The sequence below is a fragment of the Amycolatopsis sp. SB7-3 genome (genome assembly GCF_041021335.1).
Taxonomy (GTDB): Bacteria; Actinomycetota; Actinomycetes; order Mycobacteriales; family Pseudonocardiaceae; genus Amycolatopsis; species Amycolatopsis japonica.
This window is the reverse complement of the sequence record NZ_JBFPJQ010000002.1, coordinates 342785-363372: the sequence shown is the minus strand read 5'-3', so window position 1 is coordinate 363372 and position 20588 is coordinate 342785. Positions and strand designations below refer to the sequence as shown.

Below are 20588 nucleotides of genomic sequence, written 5' to 3'. Positions count from 1 at the left end.
TACATACTAGTAGGTACAGAGATCGTCTTCGCTCCGAACCGTGGTGCTGCCGAAACTTGAAGCATGACAACAGGAAACGAGCACAGACCCGTCCTGATCGTCGGAGCCGGCGTGGCCGGACTCGCGCTCGGCAACTTCCTCCTGCGGGAGGGAATCGCTTGTGTCGTCTTCGAACGGCGCAGCCGCGAGTACGTCGAGCGACGGCAGCGCGCCGGGGTCATCGACACCCGTGCCACGCGCGTCTTCCGGAAACGAGGCCTCGAAGACCGCGTGGTCGGCGGGATTCCCATCAAGCCGACGCTCGGCTTCCGCGTCGATGGACAGCCGAGGCCTTTGACGCTGTCCGTCGAAGAACACGGGGAAGGCCGGCTCTGTCCTCAACAGGTCCTCGTCCGGAACCTCATCACCGCGTTCGAAGAAGACGGTGGCGACCTGCGGTTCGACACCGAGGTTTCCGTGGAGGACATCGGCGAACGCCCGCGCGTCCGACTCGGCGACGGGTCGATCGTCGAAGGGGACTTCATCGCCGGATGCGACGGCAACCACGGCGCGTCGCGGGCCGCCATCCCCGAAGACGGGACCACCCGCCATACCCACGAATACGGCTACGCGTGGCTGGTCGTCCTCGCCGACGTACCCGCCACCCACCAGACCGTGATGGCGATCCACCGGCGCGGATCTGGAGCGAGCTCGAAACGCGCTTCGGTGAACCGCTCGCCACAAGGGGCGCGATCCTGGAGAAACAACTACTGCCGTTGCGTGGCGAAGTGCTCAGCCCGATGAGCCACGGCAGGCTCCACCTGCTCGGCGACGCCGCGCACATCGTCCCGCCGATGGGCGCGAAGGGAATGAACCTCGCGCTGTACGACGCCGACGCCTTCGCCGACGCGCTGATCCGCTACTACAAAGAGGGCGACACGGGTCCGCTCGACGCCTACTCCGACGACCGTCTGCGTGAAGTGTGGAACTACCAGGCCTTCGCGACCTGGTTCACCGACACCGTCCACGACGCCGGCGATCCGTCCCACCGAGGGGAGTTCCGGCATCGGGTGGCGCGCGCCGACTTCGACCGCCTGTACCGCTCCGCCACGGCGAACCGGCTGCTGAGCGAATTCGTCGCAGGGTTGACCTGAGCGGCTATTTCCGGCTGAGCCGGACGATCCCTTCGTCGCCCTGAACCGCGACGACGACGATCACCTGCCGGTTGATCTGATGGGCCATCCCCGGCGGACCGGACACCGCGGCGCCCATCCCGCCCGAGGCAGGGGCGAGCCCCACCTTCCCGGCCTGGACCGCGACCGAGAGCGGTCCGGCGCCGCCGTCGTTGGGGATCTGGTCGCCGGTCCGGACGAGCACCTCGCACTCACCGTCGGCGCAGGACCTCAGGTCCCGTCCGTCCGCCGCCACGAACGGCGCACCGGACGGGGCCGCCGCCCCCAGCATCGGCGCGCTCTCCGCGGAAGGCGCCGAACTCGCCGCCGCGAAGATCGGCGTCGGCGCGGCCGTCGCACAACCGGCGGCGAACAGCGCCACGGGAACCAGGACCAGGCATCTTCGGCGATCGACCATGACCGAGGAACGTAGCCGACCCAAGAGCCCTTGCATGCACCCGAATTCCGCAATCCTGCGGCTGTTCGCAGTGCTCGGCGGCGGTCCGGCCGGGTGAATCGACCGGACCGCCGCAGCACGTGGTCATACGGGCACCGAGAGTCCCGGCCGTATTCGCCGCCTGATCACGCGAGATCCGTCTTCAATCACGCGAGTGCGCCGTTCAATCACGCGAGATCGCCGATCGCGCACGGCGTCCTCCGCTCAGACCTCCGCGCGCGAGATGATCGCCCGCGTGTCCACTCCGGACGGAAGCGTCCCGAACGCGACACCCCAGTCGCCGCCCAGCCGCGACGCGCAGAACGCGTCGGCCACCGCCGGCGTCCCGTGCCGCACCAGCAGCGAACCCTGCAGCACCAGCGCCATCGACTCGACCAGCCGCCGCGCCCGGTACTCGATGTCCGACAGATCGGACAGTTCCTTGCGCAGCCTGCCCACCGCGTCGTCCAGCCGGGCGTCGGCACCGGACGCCTGCTCGACCTCGGTGAAATACGCCGCCACCGACTCGGGTTGCTTCGCCATCGCCCGCAGCGCGTCCAGCGCCGCGACGTTGCCCGAACCCTCCCAGATCGACATCAGCGGAGCCTCGCGGTAGAGCCGCGGCATCCCCGATTCCTCGACATACCCGTTCCCGCCCAGGCATTCCAGCGCCTCGACCGCGTGCGACGGACCACGTTTGCACACCCAGTACTTCGTCACCGCCAGCCCCAGCCGCCGGAACGCCTGCTCCTGCTCGTCCTCCGGCCGGTCGGTGGCCGACGCCAGCCGCATCCCGACCGTGGTCGCCGCCTCGGACTCCACGACGAGATCCGCCAGCACGTTGCCCATCAGCGGCTGATCCACCAGATTCGCCCCGAACGCACGACGATGCCGCGCGTGGTGGATCGCCTGGACCGCGCCGTATCGCATCCCAGCGGCGCTCCCGACCGCGCAGTCCAGCCGGGTGTTGTTCACCATCTCGATGATGGTGCGCACCCCGCGGCCCTCCTCGCCGATCAGCCAGCCGATCGCGTCGTCGTACTCGATCTCCGACGACGCGTTGGACCGGTTGCCCAGCTTGTCCTTCAGCCGCTGCAACCGGATCCCGTTGCGCGAGCCGTCCGGCAGGACACGGGGGAGCAGGAAACACGACAGCCCGCCCGGCGCCTGAGCCAGCGTCAGGAACATGTCCGACATCGGCGCCGAGGTGAACCACTTGTGCCCGACGATCACGTAGCTGCCGTCACCCAGCGGCCGCGCCGCGGTCGTGTTCGTCCGGACGTCGGAACCGCCCTGCTTCTCCGTCATCGACATCCCGGCGATGAGGCCGCGCTTCGAACTCGGCTCACGCAACCCGAAGTCGTACTCCGTCGCCGCCAGCAACGGCTCGTACCGCGCGGAAAGCTCGGGATTGAACCGCAGCGCAGGCACCGCCGCGTACGTCATCGAAATCGGGCACGTGTGCCCCGCGTCGACCTGCCCCCATACGTACATCTTCGCCGCCCGCGCCGCGTGCGCGCCCGGACGGGGATCCCGCCACGGCGCCGCGTGCAGCCCGTAGGACACCGCGACGTCCATCAGCTCGTGCCAGTACGGGTGGAACTCGACCTCGTCGATCCGGTTCCCGACCCGGTCGTGCGTCCGCAGCACCGGCTCGTTCTCGTTGACCAGCCTGCCCCACTCCTGCGCCTGCTCACTCCCGGCGAGCCTGCCGAGGGCGTGCACCTCGGCCACCGCCCAGCCCGCGCCCGCCCGATCCAGCCCTTCCAGCAGGGCCGGATCGGCGGCGACGTCGTACTCCGCCAGCGGCGGGACCTGATTGGTGACCTCATGAGTGACCGGCATCGGAACCTCCCAGGGAACGCAGGACAAAAGTGCGCAGCCCGGACACCTCGTCCGCACTGCCGGTGGTCAACGGGCCGATCAGCACCTCGGCGGCCGCGCCGACGAGCGCCGCCGCGGTGACGTCCGCGTCCTGGGCTGGCAGGGCCCCGGACCGGACACCGTCGGCCACGTGCTGGGCCACGACGTCACGGAACGCGCGCCGGAACACCAGCCGCTCGGCCTCGATCGGCGCGTCGACAGGCTCGGCCAGCAGCGCGTACGCCATCCGCGGCGTCTTCAACGCACGGCTCGCGAAGGTGTCGAAGACCGCCACAACCCGCTCCGCGGGCGTACCGGGCCGCTCCGACACCTCGCGCACGGCCTCGACCTCACGCGTGACGACCTTGCGGAACAGCTCCACGACCAGCGCGGCCTTGGTGGGGTAGTGGCGGTACACGCTGCCGACCGCCACCCCCGCCCGTTCCGCGACCGCAGACACCGAGCAGCCCGCGTACCCGCGCTCGGCCAACTGCTCCATGGCGGCGGCGAGGACGGCGTCCCGCTGGGCGTCCAGACGCTCCTGGACCTTCGGTGTACGTCGATACGGCACCCAAGAAGTGAAGCACCGATTCACACCTTCAGTCAATGCACCTTGGCGAGCCCTTCGACGGCCTTGGCGATGCCCTTCTTGTCATAAGCGCTGTTCGGCATGGTCGCCGCATGCGCGTGACGAACCACCCCGTCCCGGTCGAACAGCACGCTGCCCGACTGCTGCAGCAGCTTCTTCCCCAGCCCGAAGGCCTCGTGCGGCGTCCCGCCCCGGCCGGTGACCACCCGGAACGGCACCCCGCGCTTGGCCCGCCACGCTTTGGCCTCCGCCCGCTCCTCGGGGACGGCGACCAGCACCCGCACATCGGCGGCGGCCAGCTCCTCCGCGCGCCCCACGAGATCCTTCACATGGCCGTTGCACACCGGGCACGAGGTCGACCGCATGAAATAGATCAGCACGTTCCCCGTGCCACGGAACTCCGAAAGCCGCACGACCTGCCCGGACGTGTCCTCCAGAACGACATCAGGGACCGTGGAACCGATTTCCAGCATTGAAGAACTCCTCAACAGAAGGTCAGGAAGCAGGGTTGTCGAGAGAGGCACGAACCGCCGCCCGCGCGCGATGCAGCCGGGACTTCATCGCGGCCGGGCTCAGCCCGAGCGCGCCGGCCACCACGCGGCCCGGATGACCCTGGATGTCACGCATGATCAAGACGCGCCGCTGATCGGACGGCAACCCGGCGATCGCCGCGGCCACCCGCTGCGCCTCCAGCCGATCCAAGGCGTCCTCTTCGGCCGACACCATCACCACGGAATCCGCCAGATCGTCACCACGCCACGCCCGGCGCGCCCGCCGGAGACATTCGTTGCGCACGATCCGGAACATCCACGACGCCAGCGCACCGGTGGCCCGCAACGAGCCGATCTTCCGGTACAGGATGATCAGCGCCTCCTGCGCCGAATCCTCCGCGTCCTCCGGCGAAGCGCACAGCGACCGCGCGAACCGCTGCACATGCGGATGGGAACCCGAGACCAAAGCGGCGATGGCGGACGCGTCCCCGCCCTGCGCCGCCACGATCAGCGAATCCCGCGGCCAATCGGCCTCCACGACGAACCTCCTCCCGCGCCGAGCTTGTCCCGGCCCTTACAAGAGCCGCGAACCCCACGAAAGGATTCAGCCCCGCTCACGTGACCCCGCTCACCCCAGCCGGTGCACCACGAATCCCACGTCACCCGATGGCATGATCGCCGCTATGACATGGACCGCCCCCGAGGTCAGCCGACCGTCCGGCGACACCGCCGCCGACGAGCGGATCCTCCTGCCCTCCCTGCTGACCTGGCACCGCAGCACCTTCCTCCACAAACTCGCCGGGCTCACCGGGGAACAGCTCGCCACGGCGTCGGTCCCGCCCTCCAACCTCACCCTCCTCGGCCTCGTCCGGCACCTCGCCAAGGTCGAACGCTTCTGGTTCCGCCTGCGCTACGCCGCACAGGACATCGAACCCCTCTACGACCCCGCCCTCGGCAAGGACCACGACTTCGAAGTCCTCGACGCCACCAAAGCCGAAGAGGCCTACGACATCCTCCTCGAAGAGATCCGGCTCGCCGACGAGGCGGCCGCCGGAGGATCGCTCGACGACACCTTCGACCTCGGCGGAAACCCGTTCTCACTCCGCATGCTCTACGTCCACATGATCGGCGAATACGCCCGCCACAACGGCCACGCCGACCTCATCCGCGAACGCGTCGACGGCCACACGGGAGCCTGACCATGGACTACGGATTCATCGGCGCGGGGGAGATCACCGCCGCCATCGTTGAAGGCCTCAGCAAGGACATCACCGACCCGCCCCGGATCTTCCTCTCGCCCCGCAGCCGCAGTGTCGGGCAAGAACTCTCCGCCCGCTTCGTCAACGTCGACGTCCGCGACAGCAACCAAGCCGTCGTCGACAGCGCCTCGACGATCATCCTCGCCGTCCGCCCGCCCATCGCCGAAGAAGTCCTCCGCGACCTCACCTTCCGCCCCGAGCACGTCCTGATCAGCGCCCTCGCCGGCGTCCCCCTCGACCGGCTGCGCGACTGGGCCGCCCCCGCCCGCGAAGTCGTCCGGAGCATCCCGCTGCCACCCGCCGCACGCCGCCAAAGCCTCACCGCGATGTACCCCGACAACCCCGAAGCCCGAGCCCTCTTCGACAGCATCGGCGGCAGCGTCGTCCCCGCCGCCGAGAAGGACCTCGACATCTTCAGCGGCGCCACCGCCACCTTCGCCGCCCACCTCGACTACCTCGGCACCATCGCCGCCTGGATGACCGACCAGGGCATCGACGACACCACGGCGACCACCTTCACCAGCCACATCTTCGGCCAGCTCGGCCAGTCCCTCGCCGAACAGAACGGCTCCCTCGAAACCCTCACCGGCAAGCACATGACCCCCGGCGGGCTCAACGAACAGTTCCTCACCGACCTGCGCACCAACGGCGTCCCCGACACCGTCCGCGAGGCCCTCGACGGAATCCTCACCAGACTGCGGGACAAGTGACCATCATCGACAGGCTGCGGGCGGCCGGGTGCGTCTTCGCCGAAGACGAAGCCCGGCTCCTCACCGCCGAAGCCCGCACCCCGGCCGAACTCGACACCATGGTCCAACGCCGCGTCGACGGCGAACCGCTCGAAGTCATCCTCGGCTGGGCCGAATTCCACGGACTCCGCATCGCCGTCGAACCCGGCGTCTTCGTGCCGCGGCAACGCTCCGAACTCCTCGTCCGCCACGCCGTCACCCTCGCCAGACCGGGAGCGGTGGTCCTCGACCTCTGCTGCGGAACCGGCGCACTCGGCGCCGCCATCGCCGCCGAACTCGGCGACATCCGGCTCTACGCGGCCGACATCGAACCCGCCGCCGTCCGCTGCGCCCGCAAGAACGTCGCCCAAGCCGGGGGAGAGGTGTTCGAAGGCGACCTGTACGCACCACTTCCCACGTCACTACGAGGCCGCGTCGACATCCTGGTCGTCAACGCCCCGTACGTCCCCACCGACGCCATCGCGATGATGCCGCCCGAGGCACGAGACCACGAACCCCACGTCGCGCTCGACGGCGGGCACGACGGCGTCGACGTCCACCGCCGCGTCGCCGCCGAAGCCCTCCGCTGGCTCGCACCAGGCGGGCACCTGCTCATCGAAACCGGCGAAAGCCAAGCCGCGAGTACCGCGGAAGCCATGGCACACAACGGTTTGACCCCCGAAGTGATCACCGACGAAGACCTGTACGCGACGATTGTTGTCGGTGCCCGGGTCTAGGGTCCCCGCCGTGACCGACTACCTCCAAACCACCCGCACCGCCTACGACACGGTCGCGGCCGACTACGCCGAACTCCTCCGCGACCACCTCGCCGGATCCACCTGGGACCGCGCCGTCCTCGGCGCGTACACCGAGCTCGTGCAGGCCGCCGGCGGCGGCCGCGTCGCCGAAATCGGCTGCGGAACCGGCCGTATCACCGAGTACCTCCACCAGCTCGGGCTCGACATCCACGGCATCGACCTCTCGCCAGGAATGCTCGCCGTCGCCCGGAAGTGGTACCCACATCTGGACTTCCAGCTCGGCGAGATGCCCGGACTGTCCCTTGAGGACGGTGCACTCGCCGGCGCCGTCGCCTGGTACTCCATCATCCACACCCCACGAGAGCGGCTGCCGGAGATCTTCGCCGACTTCCACCGGATCCTCGCCCCGGGCGGCCACCTGCTGCTCGCCTTCCAGGTCGGCGACGAAGTACGCCACATCGAGCACGCGTACGGCCACGACATCTCTTGCGACGCGTACCGGCTGGCGCCCGAGAAGATCGCCGAACAGCTGGGGGAGGCCGGTTTCAGCCTGCTCTCCACCCTCGTCCGTGAGCCGTCCGAGGAATTCGAGAGCACCCCACAGGCCTACCTGATCGCGCGCAAGCAGTAGCTCAAGGACGCCGCGCCTCGACGAGCCAGGCCGCCGAACCGTAGAAGACGCCCCGGTCGGCCTGGTGCTCGGCGAGATCCGCACGCAAAGCCTGGATGGCACCCTCCCGCGCGGTGTCATCCAGGTCGCTCAACCTGCCACCGTGCTGCTCGACGATGAACTCGGCCGCGTCGTCGACGTCCTCACCGAAGTACATCGGCTTGTTCACCGCGGTGCACTCGACGTCGACGTACCCGGCGGAGGTCATCAACTCCTCGATCTCCCGGGGATCGCTGAGCGCCAGATCCCCGGACGGCACCTCACGACCTGCCGCGAAGATCGTCCGGAAAGTGGTGATCCATTCGTTGAGCCGCAACGGCTGCCACGTCAGCAGAACCAGACGGCCACCCGGCCGGGTCGCCCTGGCCAGATTCGCGAACGCGGCCAGGGGAGTACCGAAGAACATCGAGCCGTGCCTGCTGATCACCACGTCGAACCGCGCGTCGGCGAACGGATGGACCTGCGCGTCCGCCTGTTCGAATGACACGTTGGAAACACGCTCCTCCTCGGCGAGCCGACGAGCGACGCCGAGCATCTCACCGGAGAGATCGACACCCAGCGCCGAACCCTCGGCGGCCAGCCGGGCCGCGTCCCGCGTCGTCTGACCGGCACCACAGCCGACGTCGAGAACCCGGTCCGTCACCTGGACATCGGCCGCGGCGAAGAAGAGGTCCCGGTACGCGGCGACACCGTCGTTGAACCGCTGCGCACGCTTCGCCCAGAACGACCCGTCGTCACCATCCCACGCCTTCAGCATCCGTTCGTTGGACGGATCGACACGCACAGCGGTGCTCTCGGACATTTCGGCAACCCCCAGATTCGGTATCCGGAGACGACCCTAGCGCGCCCCGTCAGCGGAACGCCGCCACATTCCTGGCAGCCCCGGCGACGGACAGCTTCTCGAAGTATTCGCGACGTTCGCCGTCGCCGCCGAGGTAGACCGCGACGTTGTTGCCAGGGGAGTGGGGCACGTCCTCGACCTGGCCATTGACATCGCAGGCCATCAGCGTGTGCCCGGTGGCGGTGTCGAGCTGAGCGTGCATGACCTTGTCAGCGGCGGGAGAGTCGGGCGCACCGAAATCCGCGATCGTGCCGATTTCCATCAGCCGACGCCCCAGTAGGCCAGCCAGGCATCCAGCGCCGGCCCAGGCGGGTTGAGCCGACGAGCCCGCGCGACGTTGTCCTCGTCTTCAGGGACGACCTCGGCCAGAATCAGGATTTCGGCGCGAGCTTCGCCGGCACCGAACAGACCTTCATCGGACAGCCTGCGCAGCGCCGTCTCCATCGCACGCAGTCGAAGGTCGAATTCGGCGTCGGACGCTTCGTCGTCGAGGTCGAAGACCGCCGGCCGGGCAGCGAACAGATCGCGGACCGGCTTCAGGTGTTCCTCACCCAAGATCGAAAACGGCGAATCGGCATAGGAGTAGCGGACCTCGTCGGCGTCGGCCCGCTGAGCCAGCGCCTCGTGCGACCACGCGGACAGCGCCGGACCGAACGCTTCGCCAGGTGTCGTCAGCGTGACGTAGTAGAAGGTGTGGCCGGGGTTGTCGCGGAACAGGTCTGTGACGGCCGCACGGGTGGCCGCGGTCAAGGCGTCAGCGAGATCGGTTTCGGTCGGAGTCATCGAGGCATCGAACCACACGCTGCGGGGAAGACGCTCATGACGCTTACTTGACATAATGTACATTATCGGCACTTCGGCCGACCTGGATAACGGCGGCCGAGAGGAGCCCTGACGTGGGCTGAAAGCGTCCTTCACCGCATGTCACACGGCGAAAGCGCCCTTCGCCGCACTCGGCGCGGACATCCCTCCCTGCACCTCTCCGTGCGGTGCCGGTGTCCCGAGGCCCCCGGGACGCCTCAGGGCACCCCCAGAGGACGGAGAACCGATGTCCAATCACCCGGCCTCAATACGTCACTGTGACGAATTGATCGGGACCTCTCGGCCGATGATGATCAACGGAGACGCTCAGTCGCAGGCAAGACCTCACCGAGTCGACCTAGCCGGTGACACCTGCAGGCTCCAGAGCGCCCCGATGGCCCGATGTGTCATGAAAGGGCCGTTCAGGACGAAAAACGTCAGGAACGGCCCTTTCATGACACATCGGAGAGCGACAGAAGGGCCGAGATCCCCCGCGAGGAGTTCCGGACCCATCACTCCGTTTCATGCATAATCACTATTATGCATGAAACGGAATATAACCCAGTGTAAGACTGTCGGTGCCATGCGGTACAAGATGTTCATGAGGGTTTCCGAGGCACAGCAAGCCTTTTTCGCCGCACGTCGTCCCCGTAAGGATTCTCCTCACACCACCGACGCCTACCGCCGCGACCTCGCCGGCATCACCGCTCTTCTCCTCCGCGAGCTGGACCGCTCCCCTGACGACCTCACGGTCGAGATGCTCACCGCCCAGGCGCTCCGCAACGCCTTCGGTGCCTTCGCGGACACACACGCGAAGAGTTCGGTGCTGCGTGCGTGGTCGACCTGGAACCAGTTCCTCACCTTCTGTGTGTCCGACGGGCTGCTCGCGGGCAATCCGATGGGCGCCGTCGCCCGGCCGAAGGCGCCGCCGTTGACGCCGAAACCCTTGCGAGGTGAGGAAACCCCGGAGCAGTTGCTCGCGGCCGCCGCCGACGGCGCGCGCCGGGCCCGGGATCCGTGGCCGGAACGGGACGTCCTGGTGATCGCGCTCGGGCTGGTCGCCGGGCTGCGTGCCGCGGAGATGCGGGCGCTGACGGCGCGGTCGCTGGTCGGCCGTCAGGGCGAGATGCGGTTGCACGTCCACGGCAAGGGAAGCCGGGACCGGTCGATCCCGGTGCAGCCGATCATGGAGAAGATCATCGAGGAGTACCTCGCCTCCTGCCGCCGCCGGTTCCCGCAGCAACGGTTCGGGCCGTCCACTCCCCTCCTCCGGGATCGGGCCGGCGAGCCGATCGGCCGCGGGGCGCTGGAGTACCTGGTCAAATCCTGCTATCGGTGGGCGGGCCTGCACGACCGGGTGCCGGTCGGGGCGAATCTCCACGCGTTGCGGCACACCTTCGCGACCCGGCTGGCGGAGGACGGCGCGACGGCGTCGGAGATCATGGCGCTGCTGGGGCACGCGAGCCTGGCGACCAGCCAGAACTACATCGAGGCGACCGGTCGTGAGCAGCGGGCGGCGGCCGCGAGCAACCGGACGTACCGGGCGCTGGACGGGATCGTGTAGGTCAGCGGAGTTGTTCGAGGTCCTTGGCTGCCTGGGCGATTTCGCCCGCCAGGTTCCGGAGTTCGGCGACGGAGGCGCCGTCGTCGGCCGCGGTGACGACGTCTTCCGCGGCGCAGCGGAGCTGGAAGAGCCGGTCCTGGAGGGTGGCGATCTCGGTGTCGGAGAGGACGACGGCGTCTTCGGGGAGGCCGCTGCGCTGGAGGGCGGTCCGGCGTTCGTAAGCCCGCTGGCGGCATGATTGCCCGCAGTAACGGCGGCGTCTGCCGACGTTGCCGCCCTGTTCGAGGCGCCGTCCGCACCATCCGCAGTGCTTGGGTGCCCCCGCGCGGCGTAGCTCGGACACCTCTTCGGCGGACGTCTTCGGGTGTTCGGCCACTTCCCTCACGGTTCAGACCCTAGCTGGCCACCCGACGATCATGCCGGGGCCACGACCGAAGTGCACACTAGTGGGGTGCCGACACTGTTTCCGTACCTCGCCGATCCGCTTCCGCGTGCCTTCGCCCATCGGGGCTGGCACCTCGGTGACCTGGAAGGACTGGAGAACTCGTTGCCGGCCTTCCAGCAGGCGGTGACTGAGGGTTACCGCTATCTCGAGACGGATGTGCACGCGACGTCGGATGGCGTGGTGGTCGTGCATCACGACGCGTCGTTGGATCGGACGACCGATGGCGCGGGGTTGATCTCGCGGCAGACCTGGGCGCAGCTGCGGACGGTCAAGATCGGGGGCCGTGTGCCCCTGTCGCGGCTGGAGGACGTGCTCGAGGAGTTGCCGGAGGCGCGGTTCAACATCGATGTGAAGTCGAACGAGGCGGTGGAGCCGTTCGTCCGGGCGATCGAGCGGACCGGTGCGCATGACCGGGTCGCGGCGGCGTCGTTCTCCGACGCGCGGCTGGCCCGGATCCGGAAGTTGGCGGGGCCGAAGCTGGTGACGGCGATGGGTCCGCGTTCGGTGGCGGTGATGTGGGCGAACGGGTTCTTGCCGCTGTTTTCGTTGCGGGCGTTGTCGCGGGGTGCGATGGCGCAGGTGCCGGTGCGGCAGGGGCGGTTGAAGGTGGTGGACCGGGCGTTCCTGCGGCAGGCGACGCGTGGGGGTTTCGAGGTGCACACGTGGACTGTGGACGATCCGGCGGAGATGCGGTTGCTGCTGGATCTGGGGGTGCACGGGATCGTGACGGATCGGCCGGATCTGCTGCGTGAGGTGCTTCGCGAGCGGGGTTCCTGGCCTTCCTGATCCCGCGTTTAGTCCTCTGAATGCGCTCACACGCATTTAGAGGACTAAACGCGAGGGGTCAGCGGGGTGGTTTGCCGTTCCAGGCGGCGTCCCAGGTCTTGGGGCCGAGCCGTCCTGAGTCGTTGATGCCGTTGGCGCGCTGGAGGGCGAGGACGGCTTCGCGGGTTTTGTCGTAGTAGCAGCCGGTTCCGGTGAAGCCGTAGCCGAAGGCGTTCATCCGCAGCTGGAACTGCTTGAGCGCGACGGCGCAGTCGCCGTAGGCGTAGACGACGCCGGGCCAGGCGGGTTTGGGGCCGCCGGGCGGTGCGGGCGGGGTGGGCTTCGGTTTGGGTGCGGGCGGCGGGGCGGGCTGTCCTCCCCCGCCGATGTAGGCCGACTCGGCGTAGGACGGGACACGTTTGCTGCGGCCGTCGCTGTCGTTGCGGAAGCCGAGTTTGCCGGCGCATTCCCAGGGTTGCCAGCCGCGCATGCGGTACAGGTAGAGGGCCCGGTAGTCCTGTTCGCGAGGGGTGGCCTGGTCGGGTCGCCCTTGGCCGCCGACGCTGCGCCAGGTGGGCAGGTCGAACTGGTAGGCGCCGTAGTAGCCGTTGCCGGTGTTGATGTTGTAGCGCCCGCTCGATTCACACATGCGGAGCTTGGACCAGTAGGTGCCGTGGGGATCCGCGGCGGCGGATCCGGTGGTGGCGATCTGCAGGCCCGTGACGGCGAGGGCGAGCAGGAGCGTTCTCGCCACTACGCGGTGTGCTGTGCGAAGGCGATGGGTCCTCATGAGCGGAACAGTAAATACCGGACACTTGCTTCACAAGAGTCACAGCTCGCTCACCAGCCTCACACGAAACACACGGGGATCGTGGCAGCGACACGCCGACGATGGTCGGGAAGGTGTCCGGCGAGGGTTCGTCTCGCGTCGAAACGAACACGGTCCGGACTCGTGCCGGACAGGTGGGTGTGCTCACCAGTAGTCTCCCGCTGACCTCGACGTTCTCGACTTCAGGAGCTGTGCATGACGGTGGCCGTGACCCGTGAACGCAAGCGGGTGTGGCGGGCTTGGTACCTCTACGACTGGGCCAATTCGCCGTTCTATTCGTCGGTGATCACCGTCTTCGGAGCGCTCTATTTGAGCGAGATCGCGTCCGCGGACGCGAAGGCGAATTTCACCCTTAACGGGGACAGGGCGTGCACCGATTCGAGTGGAGCTTCGAGCACCCTGCAGAACTGCGACGTCTCGTTGTTCGGGCTGCAGTTCCCGGCGGGTTCGCTGTGGGGGTATCTGTTGTCGATCGCGACGGTGACTCAGGTGCTGGTGCTGCCGATCGCCGGGGCGATCGCGGACCGCAGCAGGCACAAGCGGCGGATCCTCGGTGGGTTCGCGTTCCTGGGCGCGGTGGCCTCGGCGCTGATGTTCTTCATCGCGGGGACGAACTGGGAGGTCGGGGTCTGGACGTTCATCCTGGCGAACATCGGTTACGGCGGTGCGCTGGTCGTCTACTACTCGTTCCTGGTGGACATCGCTGAGCCGGACGAGCGCGACGCGGTGTCGTCGAAGGGTTGGGCGTTCGGGTATCTCGGCGGCGGCTTGGCGCTGGCGTTGCAGCTCGGGTTCTTCATGGGGCACGAGTTCTTCGGGGTGAGTGAAGGGCTGGCGATCCAGATCTGCTTCCTGACGTCGGGGATCTGGTGGGCGGTGTTCACGATCCCGGCGGTGCGGGCGCTCCCCCAGACTCATGTGCCGAAGTCGGGTGACCGGGGTCTGTCGGTGCTGACGGCCGGGTTCAAGGAGCTGGGGCGGACGATCAAGGACGCGAAGGCGTTTCCCCTGACGCTGGCGTTCCTCGGCAGCTACCTGGTCTTCACCGACGGGATCACGACGGTGGTGGCGGTGTCGGCGCAGTACGGGAAGGACGAGCTGAAGTACAGCACCCAGGTGCTGATCGTCACGATCCTGGTGATCCAGTTCCTGGCCTACGCCGGCGCGATGATCCATGGCGCGATCGCGGCCCGGATCGGGGCGAAGAAGACGATCTTGGGCAGTCTGGTGGCCTGGGTGGTCGTGCTGTGCTTCGCGTTCTTCATCGAGGCCGGTCAGCCGCTGCAGTTCTACGCGGTGGCGGTCGGGATCGGGTTGGTGCTGGGTGGGACGAACGCGTTGTCGCGGTCGTTGTTCGGGCAGATGATCCCGGAGGGCAAGGACGCGCAGTACTTCTCGCTGTACGTGGTCGGTGAGCGGGGGACGTCGTGGCTCGGTCCCCTGTTGTTCGCCGTGGTCGGGCAGATCACCGGTTCGTTCCGGTACGCGATCATCGCGCTGGTGATCTTCTTCGTGCTCGGTTTCGTGTTCGTGTGGCTGGTCCCGGTGCGCCGGGCGATCGAGGCGGCGGGTAACCGACCACCGGCGGTGCTGTGACGGCGGAGGGTGCCGATAGGGTCGAGCGTCGTGACCGTACTGAAGGAGAGTGGCCCGGATCCCACGGACGCGTTGTCGTCGGTGCCGGTGGCGGGTTCACGGCGGGGTGTGCCGGTCGTCGGGAAGTTGAAGTTCTGCTACGGGCCGATGGACTGCGGGAAGTCGACGCTGGCATTGCAGATCGACCACAACCATGCGCGGCAGGGTCGTCGCGGGATGGTGCTGGTGCGGCATGACCGGTCCGGGGAGCCGCAGATCACCAGCCGGATCGGGCTGACGCGCAAGGCGATCGAGGTGGGGAACGAGACCGACCTGCGGTTGCTGGTGCGTGAGCAGTGGGCGGCCGGGCGGCATGTGGACTACCTGATCGTCGACGAGGCCCAGTTCTTGTCGCCTGATCAGGTGGATCAGCTGGCTGAACTGGCCGATGACGTCCAGATCGACGTGTACTGCTTCGGGATCGCGACGGATTTCCGGAGCATGTTGTTCCCGGGTGCCGCGCGGTTGTTCGAGCTGGCGGACGAGTTGCAGCCGGTCCAGGTCGAGGTGTTGTGCTGGTGCGGGCAGACGGGGCGGTTCAACGCGCGGGTTTCCGATGGCGAGGTGCTGCGGGCCGGGGACACCGTGGTGGTCGCGGATACCGAGCAGGCGCTAGTTGAAACTTCATCGGCATCACGTTCCGAGGGCGAGCCGAACACGGTCCGTTATCAGGTATTGTGCCGTCGGCACTTTCGACTGGGCGACCTGGGGCCGACCTCGGCCCAACACGGTCAGTTACGGTTGACGTGACAGGCGTACTACTAGCCCATCTGGGGGATATCCGCACCAAGATGGCCGTATTGACGTCACGCCAGAGCGCGAAACCACTCCTACTAGGAGAAGCTGTTGCCACCGGGTGACACAGCTCATCGTGAGCAAGGACATGCTGCTCAGGGAATCTCCTGGGCCTCATCGTCGTTGCATAGGGTGAGCATCACCCTGGCTCCACCCGGAGCTGACTGAAAGGACCCCCATCATGGCCGACCGTGTTCTCCGTGGAAGCCGGCTGGGAGCGGTCAGCTACGAGACCGACCGCAACCACGACCTCGCGCCTCGGCGCACCGTGCGCTACGCCTGCCCCAAGAACCACGAGTTCGAGGTGCCCTTCTCCGACGACGCCGAGATCCCTTCGGTGTGGGAGTGCAGGCTGCACGGCAGCGAGTCCGAGATCGTGGACGGCGGGCAGCCGGAGCAGAAGAAGGTCAAGCCCCCGAGGACGCACTGGGACATGCTCCTGGAGCGCCGTTCGATCCCGGAGCTCGAAGATCTGCTCAACGAACGTCTCGCCGAGCTGAAGGGACGCAGGACCACCCGGTCCGCCTGACGCACGGCACAAGTAGCTAGCCCCACCACGAACCGGCGAAGCCCCCGCGACCTCCCTCCGCGGGGGCTTCGCCGTGTCTGGGGGATGTCAGGAAAGGGCCGTTCAGGACAAAAAACGTCAGGAACGACCCTTTCCTGACATCCCGCGGCCGATCAGGCGGGGAGCAACCCGGCGCCGAGAGGCACCAACGCCTCGCGAAGGCGCTGCAGGTGCCCCGGCGGCGATTCCAGCAGCGGGAGCCGGACCGTCGCGTGCGGGATGACGCCGAGTTCGGCCAGCGCGGCCTTCGCCATGATCGCTCCCTGCGAGGTGCGCATGAGGGCCTCCGCCAGGGGAAGCAACCCGGCGTTGAGCGAGCGCGCGGTGCCGAGGTCTCCCCCGCGTACGGCTCGGATGAGCTCAGCGTTGCGGTCGGCGAAGGCGTTGCCCACGACGCTGACCAGGCCGGTGGCTCCGGCGGCGAGATAGGGCAGGTTGAGCTCGTCGATGCCGCAGTAATACGCCAGCGGAGTGTTCGCCATGACGGTCATCGCTTCGAACAAATCGCCTTTGGCGTCCTTCACAGCCCGGATCCTGGGGTGACGGGCGAGTTCGATCAGGGTGACCGCTTCGAGGGCCGTGCCCGTGCGGGCCGGGACGTCGTAGAGCATGACGGGCAGGTCGGTGGCGTCGGCGACCGCTTGGCAGTGGACGACGATCCCGGCCTGGGTCGGCTTGGAGTAGTAGGGGCAGACGAGCAGGAGCGCGTCGGCGCCGGCCGCCTCGGCTTCCTTCGCGCGCCGGATGCAGGCGGTGGTGTCGTAGGTGCCGACTCCGGCGATCACGCGTGCCCGGTTCCCGGCGCGGTTCGCCACGGTGTGGACGAGCCGTGCTGCTTCGGCGTCGGTCAGGGTGGGTGACTCCCCGGTGGTTCCGCCGACGACGATGCCGTCGCAGCCGGTGGCGAGCAGGTGGTCGACCAGGCCGGTGAGGCCGGGTTCGCTGAGCGCACCGCCGGGTTCCATCGGGGTGACCATGGCGACGAGGTTGGTGCCGAAGGCTGTTCCGGTCATGCGGTCGATCCTGTCGGCGCCGATACCTGCGGTCCAGCGATGGTTTTTGGACGGTATTGCGTAGCCTGGTTTCATGATCGAGGTCGGGGCTCTGCGGGCGTTGCGGTCGGTGGCCGCGTTGGGGACGTTGGCGCGGGCGGCGGACGAGCTGGGCTTCACGGCGTCCGCGGTGTCGCAGCAGATCAAGCGGCTGGAACACCAGATCGGGATGCCGGTGCTCGCCCCGGCCGGTCGCGGCGTCGTACTGACGCCAGCGGGCCAGGCCGTCGTCGATTCCTCGCTGGAGGTGTTCCAGGCGCTCGAACGGTGCGCCGAGGCCGCTCAGTCGGTCGCGGAGGGCGCGCCGCGCGGTGTCCTGCGGGTGGCCGCGTTCTCGACCGGTATCCGCGGCCTGCTCGCCCCCGTCCATCCGCGGCTCCTGACGCGCTATCCCGACCTCCGCCTGCACATCACCGAGCAGGACCCCGACCAGGCGCTGCATTCGGTCGAGGCCGGGACGGCCGACCTCGCGCTCCTGCATGACGCCGACGGCCTGCCGGTCCCACTCTCCCCCGCGCTGTCGCGGCGCCTGGTGCACACCGACCTCGGTGACGTCGTCATGGCCGAGACCCATCCCCTGGCGCGGTCCGAGCCGCCGTTGGACGGCGCGGATCTGGCCGGGCACGCGTGGGTGACCAGTCCGCCCGGCACGGTCTGCCACCAGTGGTTCCGGCGCGTGTTCGCCGGCCTTCCGGAAGAACCCGATGTGCGGCATCTGGTGGACGACTTCTCCACGCAGCTGTCGCTGGTCGCCTCGGGCGAGGTCGTCGCGTTGATCCCGCGGCTGGCGCGCCCGCCCTTGGCCGAAGGACTCGTCGCCCGGCCGCTGCGGCGCCCGCCGACGCGTGAGGTGCACGCCGCGTGGCGCCGCAGCGCCGAGTCGAGTCCCGCGATCCGGGCGGTGCTGACGGAGCTCGGGTCGGCTCGGTCAGCTGGGGTACATGCTGGTCACGTTGACGAACGTGCCGGTGATCCCCATGGCGTCGTCGGAGGCGAGGAACGCCAGGGTGGAGGCGATTTCGGCGAGGCGCGGTGAGCGTTTGGTCAGCCGGGCCTCGGCGAGTCCGCCGAGGACGTTCCGTACCATTTCGGGGGTCGCCGGCAGCTGGTTGTTCACCGCGGCGAGCTTCTCGGGCGTGAGGGTCTCCGGGATGCCCGCGACCCAGATGCCGAGCGCGCGGACGCCGTGCGGTCCGATCTCGACGGCGAGATTGCGGATGAAGGTGTCCAGCGCGGCGTCGATCGAACCGGTGGCGCCCATCATCGGGCTGCCGTGGGCGGATCCGCTGTCGAGGGCGAGGATGACGCCGGAGCCCTGGGTGACCATGTGCCGGGCGGCGGCCCGCGCGGTGATGAAGTTCGTCGTGATGCCGTCGGTGATCGGACGGACGTAGTCCTCGACCGACATCTCCACGAGCGGGATGCCCTGGATGTCGCCACGCGGGACGAGGTTGAGCGAGACGTCGAGGCTGCCCGCCTCGGCCACGACGGAAGCCGCGTGCGCGTCGACCGCGGTTTCGTCGAGGCCGTCGACGACGGCGACTTCGGCCCGTCCCCCGGTCTCCTTGATCTCGTCGGCGAGCTTCGTCAGTGCCGGTTCGTGGCGGCCGGTGAGGAAGACGCGGGCCCCGCGCGCGGCGAACTCCTTGGCGACGCCGTTGCCGATCGCCCCGCCGGCGCCGTAGATGATCGCGTTCTTGTTCTGGAGGCTCATGGGTTTCCTTCCGCGTTTGTCGGTTGCGACGGTTGAGACGCGGAAGGCACGGAGATCTCATCGGTGCTCAGGTCAGCGTCAAGGGCAGCCCGAACGCGGGGAACAGGTGCGGCTCGAAGGCGGTGATCTCGGCGACCTGCCCGTCTTCGATGCGCAGCACGTCGAGCACCTGTGCCCGGTAGATCCGGGTGCCCGGCCGCCGGACGTAGCCCGCTGCGGCAGGGAGCCCGTTGGCGACGGTCGGAAGGTGTTTCCACTCCCCGAAGTACGTCGGCGAAGCCGGATCGAGGGACTTGGCGACGAACCCGAGGAAGACGTCGCGGCCGGAGAACCACAGCGGGTTCGGCGGCATCGTGACCAGCACGTCCTCCCTGAGCAGCTCGGCCATGACCCGGCTGTCGCCGTCGGCGGTGGCGGCGGCCATGTAGCGCCGCAGGATCGCCTGCTCCTCCTCGGTCGGCCGCACGGTCCTTGCCCAGTCGGTGCGACGTTCCGGCAGGCGTTCGCGCAGCGTGGGGCGTGCGCGCTGAAGGGCGCTGGTGACCGAAGCGACGCTGGTTTCCAGCAGGTCCGCGGTTTCGGCGGCCTTCCAGCCGAGGACGTCGTTGAGGATCACCACGGCCCGCTGTTTCGGCGGGAGGTGCTGGATCGCGGCCAGGAAGACGAGCTCCATCGTTTCCCTGGTCTCGGCGATCTCCGCGGAGTCGTCCGGGAACGGCTGCAACCAGGGCAGGAACTGCGGAGGTTCGCCCTGTTCGACGTCGGGCAACGGGTCGTAGGGACGAGGGACCCGTTTGTTGCGCCGCAGGAAGTCGAGGCAGGTGTTGGTGGCGATGCGGTAGAGCCAGGCGCGGAAGCTCGACCGGCCTTCGAACCCTTCACGACCACGGGCGCCGGTGTGACGTTTTCGTCCTTGGTCCGCAGCGCCAGCTGGGCGATGCGCCGCAGCCTGCCTACATCGGAGGTGAGGGAGGTGAGATCGGCGAGGAATTCCTCCGGCGGCTGAGGCGCGAGCCGGTTCGCGACGCGGCCGACCTCGGCGATCAGGGCCTGCACGTCGGGGGCGGGGTCGCGCCGTGACCGGTAGGCCCGCTGGCGGCACGCGGCGGAACAGTAGACGGCCGCACGCCCGCGCGAATCCGCCTTCGACGGCAGCGGGCCTCCGCACATCCCGCAGGCCTTCCCGGTCACGGCTCACCTTCCCCCGAAAACGTCACCTTCGATCGAGTGACGCATTATGCGGCTCGATACCCCGGGATGTCCTCGACTCGGTGGTAGACGTCGAGCCCGCGGGACAGGGCGATGGCGACGTCCTGGTCCGCGCCGGTGGATTCGCCGGGCAGCCGCAGGACGGCGTCGCAGTGGTGCAGCAGCCGGTCGGCCGTCGGGTACATGACCTCCTTGGCGACCGGATCGGCGACGGTCTTCCCGCCCGCTCCGCGCAGCACCGGCAGCGCGACCCACTCGCCGATCATCGGCACGTGCCCGCTGCGGAAGATCGGCCAGGCGGCCTCTTCGAGCCGGGCGAGGTTGCGGGCGAGCGGTTCGGGGTCGTCGCCGGTGCCGGAACGGAACGGTCCGGCGATGAGGATCATCAGAGGTTTGCTCATGCGACGGAGCATAATGTGCAACAA

The 20588-nt window shown here is 68.4% G+C and carries 24 protein-coding genes and 1 pseudogene; 11 read left to right on the top strand and 14 right to left on the bottom strand.

Annotation, left to right across the window (positions count from 1 at the left end; genetic code table 11):
• The first annotated feature begins 63 nt into the window (after window positions 1-63).
• A pseudogene (locus AB8M46_RS19905) lies at window positions 64-1133 on the top strand (FAD-dependent monooxygenase).
• Window positions 1134-1137: 4 nt separating this feature from the next.
• Here the strand turns inward: AB8M46_RS19905 and AB8M46_RS19900 are convergent.
• The 5 genes from AB8M46_RS19900 to AB8M46_RS19880 form a co-directional block, all read right to left on the bottom strand.
• Window positions 1138-1569 carry a hypothetical protein gene (locus AB8M46_RS19900; protein WP_378427210.1) on the bottom strand — a complete coding sequence of 144 codons (432 nt, stop codon included), beginning with the start codon at window positions 1567-1569 and terminating at the stop codon, window positions 1138-1140.
• 243 nt (window positions 1570-1812) lie between these two features.
• Window positions 1813-3432: an acyl-CoA dehydrogenase family protein gene (locus AB8M46_RS19895; RefSeq protein WP_394361113.1), complete on the bottom strand. Its 1620-nt coding sequence runs from the start codon at window positions 3430-3432 to the stop codon at window positions 1813-1815.
• Window positions 3416-4021, bottom strand: a complete 606-nt coding sequence (locus AB8M46_RS19890; protein ID WP_037337980.1) for a TetR/AcrR family transcriptional regulator — start codon at window positions 4019-4021, stop codon at window positions 3416-3418. Before AB8M46_RS19890 ends, AB8M46_RS19895 begins: the two co-directional genes overlap by 17 nt.
• 32 nt (window positions 4022-4053) lie before the next feature.
• Window positions 4054-4512: a peroxiredoxin family protein gene (locus AB8M46_RS19885; RefSeq protein ID WP_394361112.1), complete on the bottom strand. Its 459-nt coding sequence runs from the start codon at window positions 4510-4512 to the stop codon at window positions 4054-4056.
• A gap of 22 nt (window positions 4513-4534) precedes the next feature.
• Entirely contained in the window at window positions 4535-5068 is a 534-nt protein-coding gene (locus AB8M46_RS19880) for an RNA polymerase sigma factor (protein WP_394361111.1), read from the bottom strand.
• Window positions 5069-5213: 145 nt separating this feature from the next.
• On the opposite strand from AB8M46_RS19880, the gene AB8M46_RS19875 reads away from it, so the two are divergent.
• From AB8M46_RS19875 to AB8M46_RS19860, 4 genes are read left to right on the top strand one after another with little or no spacing between them, the layout of a single operon-like run.
• The gene (locus AB8M46_RS19875; RefSeq protein WP_394361110.1) at window positions 5214-5729 is read left to right on the top strand and encodes a DinB family protein; all 516 of its coding nucleotides are present in this window, start codon (window positions 5214-5216) and stop codon (window positions 5727-5729) included.
• A 2-nt stretch (window positions 5730-5731) separates the two neighbouring features.
• A complete protein-coding gene (locus AB8M46_RS19870; protein ID WP_394361109.1) occupies window positions 5732-6499 on the top strand; it encodes an NAD(P)-binding domain-containing protein in 768 nt (255 codons plus the stop codon).
• Window positions 6496-7254, top strand: a complete 759-nt coding sequence (locus AB8M46_RS19865; RefSeq protein WP_394361108.1) for a putative protein N(5)-glutamine methyltransferase — start codon at window positions 6496-6498, stop codon at window positions 7252-7254. Before AB8M46_RS19870 ends, AB8M46_RS19865 begins: the two co-directional genes overlap by 4 nt.
• 10 nt (window positions 7255-7264) lie before the next feature.
• Window positions 7265-7906: a class I SAM-dependent DNA methyltransferase gene (locus AB8M46_RS19860; protein ID WP_394361107.1), complete on the top strand. Its 642-nt coding sequence runs from the start codon at window positions 7265-7267 to the stop codon at window positions 7904-7906.
• A 1-nt stretch (window position 7907) separates the two neighbouring features.
• On the opposite strand, the gene AB8M46_RS19855 is transcribed toward AB8M46_RS19860, so the two are convergent.
• Genes AB8M46_RS19855 through AB8M46_RS19845 form a run of 3 tightly spaced genes read right to left on the bottom strand, consistent with a single transcriptional unit; the run spans window position 7908 to window position 9536 of the window.
• A complete protein-coding gene (locus AB8M46_RS19855) occupies window positions 7908-8747 on the bottom strand; it encodes a class I SAM-dependent methyltransferase (protein ID WP_394361106.1) in 840 nt (279 codons plus the stop codon).
• A 49-nt stretch (window positions 8748-8796) separates the two neighbouring features.
• Window positions 8797-9048 carry a hypothetical protein gene (locus AB8M46_RS19850; RefSeq protein ID WP_394361105.1) on the bottom strand — a complete coding sequence of 84 codons (252 nt, stop codon included), beginning with the start codon at window positions 9046-9048 and terminating at the stop codon, window positions 8797-8799.
• Window positions 9048-9536: a DUF4303 domain-containing protein gene (locus AB8M46_RS19845; protein ID WP_394361104.1), complete on the bottom strand. Its 489-nt coding sequence runs from the start codon at window positions 9534-9536 to the stop codon at window positions 9048-9050. The genes AB8M46_RS19850 and AB8M46_RS19845 overlap by 1 nt, the downstream gene beginning before the upstream one ends.
• Window positions 9537-10170: 634 nt before the next feature.
• Between AB8M46_RS19845 and AB8M46_RS19840 the strand changes: the two genes are divergently transcribed.
• Complete coding sequence (locus AB8M46_RS19840) at window positions 10171-11151, top strand: tyrosine-type recombinase/integrase (protein ID WP_038513499.1); 981 nt, start codon at window positions 10171-10173, stop codon at window positions 11149-11151.
• Window position 11152: 1 nt separating this feature from the next.
• On the opposite strand, the gene AB8M46_RS19835 is transcribed toward AB8M46_RS19840, so the two are convergent.
• Window positions 11153-11536: a hypothetical protein gene (locus AB8M46_RS19835; RefSeq protein WP_037337960.1), complete on the bottom strand. Its 384-nt coding sequence runs from the start codon at window positions 11534-11536 to the stop codon at window positions 11153-11155.
• Between the two features lie 66 nt (window positions 11537-11602).
• On the opposite strand from AB8M46_RS19835, the gene AB8M46_RS19830 reads away from it, so the two are divergent.
• Window positions 11603-12382: a glycerophosphodiester phosphodiesterase gene (locus AB8M46_RS19830; protein ID WP_125733977.1), complete on the top strand. Its 780-nt coding sequence runs from the start codon at window positions 11603-11605 to the stop codon at window positions 12380-12382.
• A gap of 58 nt (window positions 12383-12440) precedes the next feature.
• Here AB8M46_RS19830 and AB8M46_RS19825 read toward each other — a convergent pair whose 3' ends face one another.
• Complete coding sequence (locus tag AB8M46_RS19825; RefSeq protein ID WP_199754979.1) at window positions 12441-13115, bottom strand: transglycosylase family protein; 675 nt, start codon at window positions 13113-13115, stop codon at window positions 12441-12443.
• A 270-nt stretch (window positions 13116-13385) separates the two neighbouring features.
• Here AB8M46_RS19825 and AB8M46_RS19820 point away from each other — a divergent pair, with 270 nt between their 5' ends.
• The 3 genes from AB8M46_RS19820 (at window position 13386) to AB8M46_RS19810 (ending at window position 16149) form a co-directional block, all read left to right on the top strand.
• Complete coding sequence (locus tag AB8M46_RS19820) at window positions 13386-14786, top strand: MFS transporter (protein ID WP_394361103.1); 1401 nt, start codon at window positions 13386-13388, stop codon at window positions 14784-14786.
• Between the two features lie 30 nt (window positions 14787-14816).
• Window positions 14817-15575 (top strand): thymidine kinase, encoded by a 759-nt coding sequence (locus AB8M46_RS19815; protein WP_038513508.1) that lies wholly within the window; start codon window positions 14817-14819, stop codon window positions 15573-15575.
• Between the two features lie 226 nt (window positions 15576-15801).
• Window positions 15802-16149, top strand: coding sequence for an RNA polymerase-binding protein RbpA (locus AB8M46_RS19810; RefSeq protein WP_005151365.1), 348 nt, complete (start codon window positions 15802-15804; stop codon window positions 16147-16149).
• Between the two features lie 152 nt (window positions 16150-16301).
• On the opposite strand, the gene dapA is transcribed toward AB8M46_RS19810, so the two are convergent.
• On the bottom strand, window positions 16302-17201 hold the full coding sequence (gene dapA / locus AB8M46_RS19805) for a 4-hydroxy-tetrahydrodipicolinate synthase (RefSeq protein WP_394361102.1): 900 nt from the start codon (window positions 17199-17201) through the stop codon (window positions 16302-16304).
• A gap of 73 nt (window positions 17202-17274) precedes the next feature.
• Here dapA and AB8M46_RS19800 point away from each other — a divergent pair, with 73 nt between their 5' ends.
• Window positions 17275-18276: a LysR family transcriptional regulator gene (locus AB8M46_RS19800; RefSeq protein ID WP_394361101.1), complete on the top strand. Its 1002-nt coding sequence runs from the start codon at window positions 17275-17277 to the stop codon at window positions 18274-18276.
• Here AB8M46_RS19800 and AB8M46_RS19795 read toward each other — a convergent pair.
• From AB8M46_RS19795 to AB8M46_RS19785, 3 genes are all read right to left on the bottom strand, one after another.
• Window positions 18169-18954: an SDR family NAD(P)-dependent oxidoreductase gene (locus tag AB8M46_RS19795; protein WP_394361100.1), complete on the bottom strand. Its 786-nt coding sequence runs from the start codon at window positions 18952-18954 to the stop codon at window positions 18169-18171. The two genes, AB8M46_RS19800 and AB8M46_RS19795, sit on opposite strands and share 108 nt — an antisense overlap.
• Before the next feature lie 67 nt (window positions 18955-19021).
• Window positions 19022-20056 (bottom strand): RNA polymerase subunit sigma-70, encoded by a 1035-nt coding sequence (locus AB8M46_RS19790; RefSeq protein ID WP_394361099.1) that lies wholly within the window; start codon window positions 20054-20056, stop codon window positions 19022-19024.
• A 133-nt stretch (window positions 20057-20189) separates the two neighbouring features.
• A complete protein-coding gene (locus tag AB8M46_RS19785) occupies window positions 20190-20564 on the bottom strand; it encodes a DUF4406 domain-containing protein (protein WP_394361098.1) in 375 nt (124 codons plus the stop codon).
• Window positions 20565-20588: the final 24 nt, after the last annotated feature.

Excerpts from the sequence above, each read along its gene's own strand:
- AB8M46_RS19875 (WP_394361110.1), top strand. The coding sequence starts at position 5,214 with ATGACATGGACCGCCCCCGAGGTCAGCCGACCGTCCGGCGACACCGCC.
- AB8M46_RS19820 (WP_394361103.1), top strand. The coding sequence starts at position 13,386 with ATGACGGTGGCCGTGACCCGTGAACGCAAGCGGGTGTGGCGGGCTTGG.
- AB8M46_RS19855 (WP_394361106.1), bottom strand. The coding sequence starts at position 8,747 with ATGTCCGAGAGCACCGCTGTGCGTGTCGATCCGTCCAACGAACGGATG.
- AB8M46_RS19900 (WP_378427210.1), bottom strand. The coding sequence starts at position 1,569 with ATGGTCGATCGCCGAAGATGCCTGGTCCTGGTTCCCGTGGCGCTGTTC.
- AB8M46_RS19885 (WP_394361112.1), bottom strand. The coding sequence starts at position 4,512 with ATGCTGGAAATCGGTTCCACGGTCCCTGATGTCGTTCTGGAGGACACG.
- AB8M46_RS19800 (WP_394361101.1), top strand. The coding sequence starts at position 17,275 with ATGATCGAGGTCGGGGCTCTGCGGGCGTTGCGGTCGGTGGCCGCGTTG.
- AB8M46_RS19870 (WP_394361109.1), top strand. The coding sequence starts at position 5,732 with ATGGACTACGGATTCATCGGCGCGGGGGAGATCACCGCCGCCATCGTT.
- AB8M46_RS19850 (WP_394361105.1), bottom strand. The coding sequence starts at position 9,048 with ATGGAAATCGGCACGATCGCGGATTTCGGTGCGCCCGACTCTCCCGCC.
- AB8M46_RS19810 (WP_005151365.1), top strand. The coding sequence starts at position 15,802 with ATGGCCGACCGTGTTCTCCGTGGAAGCCGGCTGGGAGCGGTCAGCTAC.
- AB8M46_RS19895 (WP_394361113.1), bottom strand. The coding sequence starts at position 3,432 with ATGCCGGTCACTCATGAGGTCACCAATCAGGTCCCGCCGCTGGCGGAG.
- dapA (WP_394361102.1), bottom strand. The coding sequence starts at position 17,201 with ATGACCGGAACAGCCTTCGGCACCAACCTCGTCGCCATGGTCACCCCG.
- AB8M46_RS19785 (WP_394361098.1), bottom strand. The coding sequence starts at position 20,564 with ATGAGCAAACCTCTGATGATCCTCATCGCCGGACCGTTCCGTTCCGGC.
- AB8M46_RS19840 (WP_038513499.1), top strand. The coding sequence starts at position 10,171 with ATGCGGTACAAGATGTTCATGAGGGTTTCCGAGGCACAGCAAGCCTTT.
- AB8M46_RS19795 (WP_394361100.1), bottom strand. The coding sequence starts at position 18,954 with ATGAGCCTCCAGAACAAGAACGCGATCATCTACGGCGCCGGCGGGGCG.